At 67.2% G+C, this 7,019-nt stretch carries 6 protein-coding genes; 2 read left to right on the top strand and 4 right to left on the bottom strand.

The window, feature by feature from the left end; all coding sequences use genetic code 11:
- The 3 genes from AB4Y99_RS23615 to AB4Y99_RS23605 form a co-directional block, all read right to left on the bottom strand.
- Window positions 1-586 (bottom strand): c-type cytochrome (locus AB4Y99_RS23615; protein ID WP_441525035.1); only part of this gene is annotated, 586 nt, incomplete at its 3' end.
- Window positions 583-2,346 carry a GMC family oxidoreductase gene (locus AB4Y99_RS23610; protein ID WP_133565967.1) on the bottom strand — a complete coding sequence of 588 codons (1,764 nt, stop codon included), beginning with the start codon at window positions 2,344-2,346 and terminating at the stop codon, window positions 583-585. The genes AB4Y99_RS23610 and AB4Y99_RS23615, both read right to left, overlap by 4 nt.
- A 15-nt stretch (window positions 2,347-2,361) precedes the next feature.
- On the bottom strand, window positions 2,362-3,054 hold the full coding sequence (locus AB4Y99_RS23605; protein WP_441525034.1) for a gluconate 2-dehydrogenase subunit 3 family protein: 693 nt from the start codon (window positions 3,052-3,054) through the stop codon (window positions 2,362-2,364).
- 303 nt (window positions 3,055-3,357) lie between these two features.
- Here AB4Y99_RS23605 and AB4Y99_RS23600 point away from each other — a divergent pair, with 303 nt between their 5' ends.
- Entirely contained in the window at window positions 3,358-5,157 is a 1,800-nt protein-coding gene (locus AB4Y99_RS23600; protein ID WP_441525033.1) for a chloride channel protein, read from the top strand.
- A gap of 42 nt (window positions 5,158-5,199) precedes the next feature.
- On the opposite strand, the gene AB4Y99_RS23595 is transcribed toward AB4Y99_RS23600, so the two are convergent.
- Window positions 5,200-5,715, bottom strand: a complete 516-nt coding sequence (locus AB4Y99_RS23595; protein WP_142022233.1) for a 2'-5' RNA ligase family protein — start codon at window positions 5,713-5,715, stop codon at window positions 5,200-5,202.
- 129 nt (window positions 5,716-5,844) lie between these two features.
- Here AB4Y99_RS23595 and AB4Y99_RS23590 point away from each other — a divergent pair, with 129 nt between their 5' ends.
- Window positions 5,845-6,954 (top strand): ABC transporter ATP-binding protein, encoded by a 1,110-nt coding sequence (locus tag AB4Y99_RS23590; RefSeq protein ID WP_441525036.1) that lies wholly within the window; start codon window positions 5,845-5,847, stop codon window positions 6,952-6,954.
- Window positions 6,955-7,019 lie beyond the last annotated feature (65 nt).

Below are 7,019 nucleotides of genomic sequence, written 5' to 3'. Positions count from 1 at the left end.
GGCTCTTGGGCGTATGGCAGGTGCCGCAATGGCCGGCGCCGTTGACCAGATAGGCGCCCCGGTTCCACTCGGCCGATTTGCTGGCGTCGGCCTGGAACTCCTTCGGCGAGAAATTGAGGAGATTCCAGCCGATCATCGCGGCCCGGATACTGAACGGGAAGGGGAGTTGGTTCGAGACGACGCGGTTAGAGACCGGCTCGACCTTCTGGAAATAGGCCCAGAGATCGGCGACGTCGGAATCCCTCATCGCCGCATAGGCCGGGTAGGGCATCGCCGGATAGAGGCGCTTGCCGTCCTTGCCGACGCCGGTCTTCACCGCGCTGCGGAAATCCGCATAGGTCCAGCTTCCGATGCCGGTCTCGAGGTCTGGCGTGATGTTGGACGGCACCAGCGCGCCGAAGGGCGTCTGCAGCGGTGCGCCCCCGGCGAAGGGCTTGCCGCCGGGCTTGGTGTGGCAGGCCGCGCAATCGGCCAGGATCGCCTGGTAGCGGCCGGCATTGATGCGGTCGAACAGGTCGGAGGCGAKGACTTTCGCCCCGAAGAGCGTGGCGGCCGCGAGGCCGGCGAGGAGCGCTGCCTTCTTCATGCTTCCACCAGCTTGCCGGGGTTTTTCAGATAGTGGTTGCGGATCGAATCCGCGGCCCAGAAGGCAAGCGCGCCGACCGGCCCGGTCGGGTTCTTGCCGGCATTCTGCGGGAAGGCCGAGGCGCCGATGGCGAAGACGTTCGGTACGTCCCAGCTCTGCAGGTGCCGGTTGACCGCGCTGGTCCTCGGGTCCGTGCCCATGATCGCGCCGCCGGTGTTGTGCGTGCTCTGATAGGGCACGGAGTTCCAGCCCTTCTGCTGCTTGCCGACGACCGCCTGCTTGCCGCCGAGCGCGGTGGCGATCTCCTGCATCCGGTCGCTCACCCAGTTCGACATGCGGATGTCGTTGTCCGGGAAGTCGAAGGTGACGCGCAGCAGCGGCCGGCCGAAGCGGTCCTTGTAGGTCGGATCGAGGTCGAGATAGTTGCCGCGCGTCGCATAGGAGGAGCCCTGCGACGAGAAGGTCAGGGTGTTGTTGTAATACTGCTTGGTCGCCTTCTTCCAGGCCGAGCCCCAGCGCGGCGTGCCGGGCGGCACGGGCCGGTACTGGATCGGGCGGCCATTCGTCGGGATGCAGTTGATGCCGGCGCCGCCGACGAAGTTCAGCGCGCCATGGTCGAAGGCATCGCCATTATAGTCGTCCACCGTCTGGCCGAGCGCGCCGGCCGCGATGAACGGGTTCATCGACTTGCCCTCGAAGAAGACCTGCGCCGAGGCATTGGTCTGGTAGCAGTAGTTGCGCCCGACCACGCCTTCGCCGGTCGCGGGGTCGTAGGGCTTGCCGATGCCCGAGAGCAGCATCAACCGGACATTGTGCAGCCCGTAGGCGTTGAGCAGCACGATATCGGCCGGCTGCTCGAAAGTTTCGCCGTTGACGTCGATATAGGTGACGCCCGTCGCGGTCTTGCCGTCGGGCGCCAGGTTGATCTTGAGCACCTCGCATTCGGTGCGCGCCTCGAAATTCGACTTGCGCATCAGCACCGGCAGCACGGTCGTATGCGCGCTCGATTTCGAATAATTGGCGCAGCCGAAGCGCTCGCAGAAGCCGCAGGCGGTGCATTGCCCCATGGCGATGCCGAGCGGGTTGACATAGGCCTTGGACAGGTTGGCCGAGGGCGTCGGGAAGGGGTGCAGCCCCCTGGACCGCGCGGCTTCCGCGAACAGCGTCGGCGCATAGGTCATCTGCATCGCCGGCAGCGGGTATTCGCGCTTGCGCGGCCCCTCGAAGGGGTTGCCGCCCGGCTGGATCGTGCCGTTGAGGTTTCCGGCCTTGCCGGAGATGCCGGCGAGGTATTCGAAGCGGTCGAAGGCGCTTTCGAGCTCGTCATAGCTCACGCCCCAGTCCTGGATCTGAAGCTCGGAGAGCCGGTCCGCGCCGTAGCGCTCGGTCAGATGCGTCTTGAGCGTGAAATCGCTCGGAAAGAAGCGCCAGGTATGGCCGTTCCAGTGCGTGCCCGCGCCGCCGACGCCGGTGCCGGGCAGGAAGGAGCCGTAGTCGCGCATCGGCAGCGCCGTCTGCGTGACGTTGTTGCGCATCGTCATCGCTTCCTGCGCCGGCTGCAGGAACAGGTCCTTGCGCACGGCATAGCGCAATTCGTCGGGGGCGTAGGCGACGTTGAAGTCGGTCGCGGTGTCGCGCCAGGGGCCGCGCTCGATCGCGACGACGTCGAGGCCGGCATCCGTCAGTTCATGCGCCAGGATCGAGCCTGTCCAGCCGAGCCCGACGATGACGACATCCTTGCGGGGGAGTTTGCGTGCCATCTGTCAGCTTCCCGCTTACTTGTCGCCCGTCTTCCACTCCGGCCGGCCCGCGATCGACAGCGGCGGCAGGGGGAAGGGCTGGTTATGGGCCGTGATGTAATCGCGATAATCGTAGCGGGCGCCGGGGAAGCCGATGAACTTCCAGCCCGCCATGTCCTTGTTGCCGCCATAGATCGGGTCGGCGAAGAAGCCTTCCATCGTGTTCTGCAGCACGAGGTTGAAGAAGCCCGCGGCGGGCTTGTAGTCGACCTTGCCGGTCTCGAAATCTTTCAGCACCTGGTCCTGCTCGGCGGCGCCGAGATCGAAGAATGCTTTGCCGCCGAAATTCGCCCTTGTGTGCTTGTTGAGTGCGTCGAGCCCTTCCCGATAGCGCCGGGTCGGCGCCGCGCTGCCCTGATAGCCCTGCGTCGGCAGCCCGGCGGCAAAGGGGCCTTGCGTGTAGAGTCGTTCCGAGGAGCCGTAGCTGCCGGCGAGCTGACGGTCGATGAAGCCTGCGCAGCCAGCCTCCCTGCCGCCGATGCTGAGCTCGTCGGCCGGGATCAGCCGGTCGACGATCGCCTCGACGGTGCGGGCTTCCTCCGGGGTGAAGACGTACCAGCGCCCGCCGGGCAGCGTCGTGGGAGGCAGGGCCGCGAAGGGCTTCCACGGCAGCGAACCGGAATGCTCCGCGGCGCGCGCCCCGGCAGCCGAGGCGATCAGCAGCAACATACTGGTGGAGGAAAGAAACTGGCGCCGACTGGGAGAGAGGGACGGCATAGACGGGCCTCGCTGGGCTGGTCTTCTGCGGCGAAGCGCCGCGGACCACATCGCCGAAACTTCACTTTGGAACGATGACAATCAACCGCGCATCGAGCGCGGCCGTCATGCGTCGAGGGCATGCAAACGGACATCTTTTTGAAACCACTTCACCCGAAAGCATGATGATCGCATCGGGCGACCGCCCGGCCCTTGTTATCGCCACGGCAATATGCGACCGCCGGCCAACGCAAACCCGCCTCACGGGCCGCTGCCTTGATCACCGTCAAAGCCACCCCTCCCGACACGTCGTCTCCCGATACGCCGCAGGGGCTGCGCGCGCTCATCCGGTCCAGCGAAATCGGGATCGTCGTCCTGGCGTCGGTGGTTGGCGTCCTGGCCGGCATCGTCGTCGTCGCGATGTCGCTGGCGACGCAGTTCCTGCACGAGCTGATCTTCGGCATCGCCAGCGGCCAGCGGCTTTCGATCKCGAGCGGCATTCCGCCCTGGCGGGCCATTGCCGGGCCGGTGGCCGGCGGCCTCGTCGTCGGTTTCGCCTCCTGGTTCTTCTTCCGCCGCCGCAGCCAGCCGGTCGACCCGATCGAGGCCAACGCGCTGCATGGCGGGCGCATGTCGATGCGCGACAGCATCATCGTCGCGCTCCAGACCATCGGCTCGAGCGGTTCCGGCGCCTCGGTCGGGCTTGAAGCCGGCTACACGCAGGCCGCCAGCGGGCTCGCCTCCCATATCGGACGCCGGTTGCGCCTGCGCCGGGCGGATATGCGGCTCATCGTCGGCTGCGCTGCCGGCGGTGCGATCGGCGCCGCCTTCGACGCGCCGCTGACCGGCGCCTTCTACGCCTTCGAGCTCATCCTCGGCAGCTATTCGATCGCGGTCTTCGTGCCGGTCATGGCTGCGACCTTCATGGCGACYGTCACGCATGATCTGCTCTCGCCGGCCCTGCTTTCAGTCGAGGTTCCCGCGATCGGCTCCATCACCATCTCGGACCTGCCGCTGGTCGTGCTGCTCGGCTCGGCCTGCGGCTTGGTCGGCATCGTCGTGATGCGCGCCGCCGCCTTCGTCGAGGCGGCCTTCCGCCGCTCGCGCATCCCGACCTATCTGCGCCCGGCCTTCGGCGGGCTCGTCGTCGGCGCGCTCGCCATCTGGATTCCCTCGGTCTTCTCGGCCGGCCATGGTGCCATCAACCTCTATCTCGGCATGGATGCGAGCCTCGGCCTGCTGGCGCTGGTGCTGGTCGCCAAGGCGCTGGCCTCCTCGGTCTCGATCGGCTCCGGCTTCCGCGGCGGCCTGTTCTTCGCCTCGCTGCTGCTCGGTGTCCTGACCGGCCGGCTCTTCATCGGCCTGCTCACCCCGTTCTTCCCCAATCTCATCGGCCACGAGACTTTGTTCGCGCTAGTGGGGATGAGCTCGCTTGCCGTCTCGATCGTCGGCGGGCCGATGACGATGGCGCTCCTCGCGCTGGAGATGACGGGCAATCTCAAGCTCACCTTGGCGGTGATGGGCGCGGCTGGCGCCGCCTCGCTGGTGACGCGCCGGCTCTTCGGCTACTCTTTCGCGACCTGGCGCTTCCATCTGCGCGGCGAGAGCATCCGCGGCGCCTATGATGTCGGCTGGATCCGCGATCTCACCGCCGGCAGCATGATGCGTCTCGAAGTGCCGAAGATCGAGGCGGACGCGCCGATCGCCGAGGCCCGGCTGAAATATCCGCCGGGCTCGATCAACTACCTCGTCGCCGTCGGCCAGAACGACGCCTATGCCGGCATGATCCCGCCGGGCGCACTCTACGAGCCCGACCCCGCGCTCGACGAGCAGGCCGCGGCCGAGCCGGCGCCGCGCACCGTGCGCCATCTCCTGCGCAACGGCGACAAGATGCTCCTCGCCAACATGTCGGTGCGCGACACGCTGAAGCTGTTCGACGAGGCGGAGAGCGAGGCGCTGCCGGTGGTGGCTGATCGCGAGAGCCGGCGCCTCGTCGGCATCCTCAGCGAGGCGCATGCGATCAAGCGCTACAGCGAGGAGGTCAGCCGCCGCAATCGCGAGCTGACGGGCGAGTAGCCTGCCTTCCCTTTTCCGCCGATGATCTGAGAAGCCGCCGGCTCAGGCCGAGCGCAGGCTTGCCTGCGCAACCACACGCCATTCCGCGATCGGGACATCCTGCCCCGAGGTGACGACGCCGATCCGGTCGAAGCGGATGCTGCGTCCGGCGAGCCGCGCATTCACCTCCCGGATGGCTTCGGCCTTCGCCGCTGCCACGACCGGGCCGTAGAGCAGCGAGACATGCGGCATGAAGCTGTCGAGGCCGTCGGGATCGAGCGCGCGCTTGAGCTTCGCCAGCGGCGACGAGACCGCGAAACGCGCGTAGAATGAGCGGAAGAAGGCGTCGCTTCCCTCGACGACGGCGACCGGTTCCGCAAAGGCTTCGACCGTCGCCGCGGCCTCCGCCACCGCGCGTTCCAGGGCGGCAGGGGGCGTGGGCGTGTCGCCGCGCAGCGTCAGATGCGGGGCGAAGATGGGCGTGCCGAAACGGCCCGATAATTCGCCGACGAGAGCCGCCATCATCGCCTCGTCATCGGCGGCCGGCAGAAGCCAGAGGGAATGAATTCCGGTTGTCACCCAAGTTTCACAAAGCTCTTGCATAGACTGCGCCCCGTACGTAACATTTATTTCAAAAGGATCGGCAATGGAAGAAATATTCCAGTTCGCCGGCGGCCGGGGAAGGGCCAGGGAGTAGCTGTCTTGCAGGTGGAAACGCAGCCCAAAACCGGCAGCGGCGCGGCGATCAGCGTGCGCGGTCTCGAGGTCGCCTATAGTGGCACGCGGGTGCTGCACGGCATCGATCTCGACTTCGCGCCCGGCAGTTTCACGGCGCTGCTCGGCTCCTCCGGCTGCGGCAAGACCACGCTGTTGCGCTCCCTTTCCGGCTTCGTTCCGGTCGAGGCCGGCTCCATCGTCGTCGGCGGCAAGGATATCGCCGGCCTGCCGCCTGAGAAGCGGGGCATGGCGATGGTCTTCCAGTCCTATGCGCTCTGGCCGCATATGACCGTGCTGCAGAACATCGGCTATGGCCTCAAGCTGCGCGGCAAGTCGAAGGCGGAGATCGCCGCCCGGGTCGCCGAGGTGCTGAGTTTCCTCGGCTTGTCCGGCTACGAGGAGCGCAAGGTCACGGCGCTSTCGGGCGGSCAGCGYCAGCGCGTYGCGCTGGGCCGCGCGCTTGCCATCGACCCCGGCATCCTGCTGCTCGACGAGCCGCTTTCCAATCTCGACGCCAAGATCCGCATGACGATGCGCCATGAGATCAGGGCCATCCAGCAGCGGCTCGGCCTCACCGCCGTCCATGTCACCCATGATCGCGAGGAGGCCATGACCATGGCCGACCGGCTGGTGATCATGCAGGCGGGTCATATCGCGCAGGTCGGCACGCCCGAGGAGGTCTATGACCGCCCGGCCAGTGCCTTCGTCGCCAATTTCATGGGCGCGGAGAACGTGCTGCCGCTCCATGTGGAGCGCGGCGAGGGGCAGGCTGCCATCGCTGCCGGCGGCGCCCGTGCGACGCTTGCCGGCGCAGCCGCCGCCGCATTGCCGGCCGGCGAGGCGCTCGCCTATTTCCGCGACGATGTCGCAAGCCTGGGCAACCTCGATGCGCCGGCTTCGGGGGGCGATCTCGTCGTCCCCGGCACCATCGCCGCACGCGCCTATCCCGGCGGCATCTACCGCTACAAGGTGGAAGCCGCCGGCCGCCAGATCACGGTCGACGATGTCGGCCGTCACGAACTCGGAACGAAGGTCGGTCTGCGCATTCCGCTGCAGCGCCTTCACATCTTCCCGGCGACCGAGGCCGGGATTGCCGCCTGACAGGGAGTCAGACACATGCGCATTATCACGCTTGCCTGCTCACTCGCTGCGCTGATTGTGGCGGC

This window comes from Allobosea sp. TAB14 (genome assembly GCF_052113865.1).
Lineage (GTDB): Bacteria > Pseudomonadota > Alphaproteobacteria > Rhizobiales > Beijerinckiaceae > Allobosea > Allobosea spartocytisi.
Note: the sequence above shows the minus strand (reverse complement) of the source record. Positions and strands in the feature narration are given on the sequence as shown.

Excerpts from the sequence above, each read along its gene's own strand:
- AB4Y99_RS23610 (WP_133565967.1), bottom strand. The coding sequence starts at position 2,346 with ATGGCACGCAAACTCCCCCGCAAGGATGTCGTCATCGTCGGGCTCGGC.
- AB4Y99_RS23605 (WP_441525034.1), bottom strand. The coding sequence starts at position 3,054 with ATGTTGCTGCTGATCGCCTCGGCTGCCGGGGCGCGCGCCGCGGAGCAT.